We start from the raw sequence: 2,574 nt of genomic DNA, 5'->3' as shown, positions 1-2,574 counted from the left end.
GGCCTGCTGCTGCGGAGGCAGGGAGGAGGGACATTTGTGCAAAGTAATTTATGGCAGAGCTTCAGCGATCCGCTGACCGAACTGTTAGTGGAACATCCTGAATCGCAATACGACCTATTAGAGACCCGTCATGCCCTTGAAGGCATCGCTGCCTATTATGCGGCGCTGCGCGGAACCGAGCAGGATTTCGAGCATATCCGTGAGTGCCATCAGGGAATTCAGGCAGCGCAGGACAGTGGTGATCTCGACGTGGAAGCCGATGCCATCGTGAATTATCAAATCGCTGTTACCGAAGCGGCGCATAATGCGGTTTTATTGCATCTGGTGCACTGTATGGGGCCTATGCTGAAAAACAACGTGCGTCAAAATTTTGAATTACTCTACTCGTGCCGGAAAATGCTGGCGAAGGTGAGCAGCTACCGCGCCGGAATTTTCTCTGCGATAGTCGCACGCGAGCCAGAAAAGGCGCGCGAGGCGTCACATCGCCATCTGGCGTTTATTGAGGAAATTTTGCTGGATCTTGGCCGAGAACATAGCCGACGCGAACGATCGCTTCGACGTCTCCAGAAACGCAAGGATTAAGCCTCCGGGAAGGGAAACGGGCGTCCTGCTCGGCATCAGAAGCTATGGGCCTGTTTTCGTATATTCTGACGGCCAGAGCAAGGGAAGAACAGACTCTAACTAAACCAATATTAAAGATAGATAAGGAACACTACCATGTCAGAACATTTGTACAATGACGTGGATCCGATCGAAACACGCGACTGGCTACAGGCGATCGAATCGGTTATCCGTGAAGAAGGTATTGAACGCGCGCAATTCCTGATTGATCAGGTATTGGACGAAGCGCGCAAAGGTGGGGTAAGCATCACGCAAAGTGCCGCTGGACGCAATTATATCAACACGATTCCGGTCGAGGAGGAGCCAGAGTATCCGGGTAATTTGGAGTTGGAGCGCCGCATCCGTTCCGCTATACGCTGGAACGCCGTCATGATCGTGCTGCATGCGTCGAGGAAAGATTTGGAACTTGGCGGCCACATGGCGTCTTTTCAGTCCTCCGCCACGATTTATGAGGTGTGCTTCAACCACTTCTTCCGTGCGCGCAACGACAAAGATGGCGGCGACCTGGTCTATTTCCAGGGCCATATTTCCCCAGGCGTATATGCCCGTGCCTTCCTTGAAGGTCGCCTGAGTGAAGATCAGATGAACAACTTCCGTCAGGAAGTCCACGGCAAGGGCCTCTCGTCCTATCCGCATCCCAAGCTGATGCCGGAGTTCTGGCAGTTCCCGACTGTATCGATGGGCTTGGGTCCCATCAGCGCTATCTATCAGGCGAAATTCCTTAAATATCTGGACCACCGCGCTCTAAAAGACACCAGCAATCAGACCGTTTACGCCTTCCTGGGCGACGGCGAGATGGACGAGCCGGAATCCAAAGGTACTATTACTATCGCGACGCGCGAGAAGTTGGACAACCTAGTGTTCATCATTAACTGTAACCTGCAGCGTCTGGACGGTCCCGTCATCGGTAACGGTAAAATCATCAACGAGCTGGAAGGTGTGTTCGGCGGCGCAGGCTGGGAAGTGATCAAGGTGGTCTGGGGCAGCCGCTGGGACGAGCTGCTGCGCAAAGACACCTCCGGTAAACTAATTCAATTGATGAACGAAACCGTAGACGGCGACTACCAGACCTTTAAATCGAAGAACGGGGCCTACGTGCGCGAACACTTCTTCGGTAAATATCCCGAAACCACCGCACTGGTGAAGGACATGAGTGACGACGAGATATGGGCACTGAATCGCGGCGGCCACGATCCGAAGAAAATCTATGCCGCTCTGCAAAAAGCTAAGAAAACTACCGGCAAGCCCGTAGTCATCCTCGCCCACACCATTAAAGGCTACGGCATGGGTGTAACCGCGGAAGGCATGAATATTGCGCATCAGGTGAAGAAAATGAACATGGAAGGGTTACGCTACTTCCGCGATCGTTTCAACCTAAGCACTATTACCGACGACAAGATTGAAGCGCTGCCCTACATCACTTTTGCAGAAGGGTCCGAAGAGCACACCTATCTGCACGAGCGCCGCAAAGCGCTGCACGGCTATCTGCCAAGCCGCCTGAAGGATTTCACCAAGCCGCTGGAGCTACCTACGCTTGAGGACTTCGCACCGCTCCTGGAAGAACAGAAGAAAGAGATCTCTGCCACTATCGCTTTTGTCCGCGTGCTGAACGTGATGCTGAAGAACAAGTCGATCAAGGATCGACTTGTGCCGATCGTCGCCGACGAAGCCCGTACCTTTGGCATGGAAGGTCTGTTCCGCCAGATAGGCATTTATAGCCCCAATGGCCAGCAGTACACGCCGCAGGACCGCGAGCAGGTCGCCTATTACCGCGAAGATAAAAAAGGGCAGATCCTACAAGAAGGGATCAACGAGCTAGGCGCAGCCTCTTCCTGGTTGGCGGCAGCAACTTCCTACAGCACCAACGATTTGCCGATGATTCCATTCTACATCTATTATTCGATGTTCGGTTTCCAGCGTATCGGTGATCTGTGCTGGGCGGCGGGCGACCAG

2 protein-coding genes are annotated in these 2,574 nt (G+C 53.4%); both read left to right on the top strand.

The window, feature by feature from the left end; translation table 11 throughout:
• Positions 1 to 582: pyruvate dehydrogenase complex transcriptional repressor PdhR (gene pdhR / locus BG74_RS05585; protein WP_244267337.1), on the top strand; the 582-nt coding region annotated here is incomplete at its 5' end.
• A gap of 135 nt (positions 583 to 717) precedes the next feature.
• The coding region (gene aceE, locus BG74_RS05580) for a pyruvate dehydrogenase (acetyl-transferring), homodimeric type (RefSeq protein ID WP_244267336.1) at positions 718 to 2,574 on the top strand (1,857 nt) is incomplete at its 3' end.

It is taken from the genome of Sodalis-like endosymbiont of Proechinophthirus fluctus (assembly GCF_001602625.1).
In the GTDB taxonomy this organism is placed as follows: domain Bacteria; phylum Pseudomonadota; class Gammaproteobacteria; order Enterobacterales; family Enterobacteriaceae.
The sequence above is the reverse complement of the archived record's forward strand: the minus strand, read 5'-3'. Positions and strand labels throughout refer to the sequence as shown.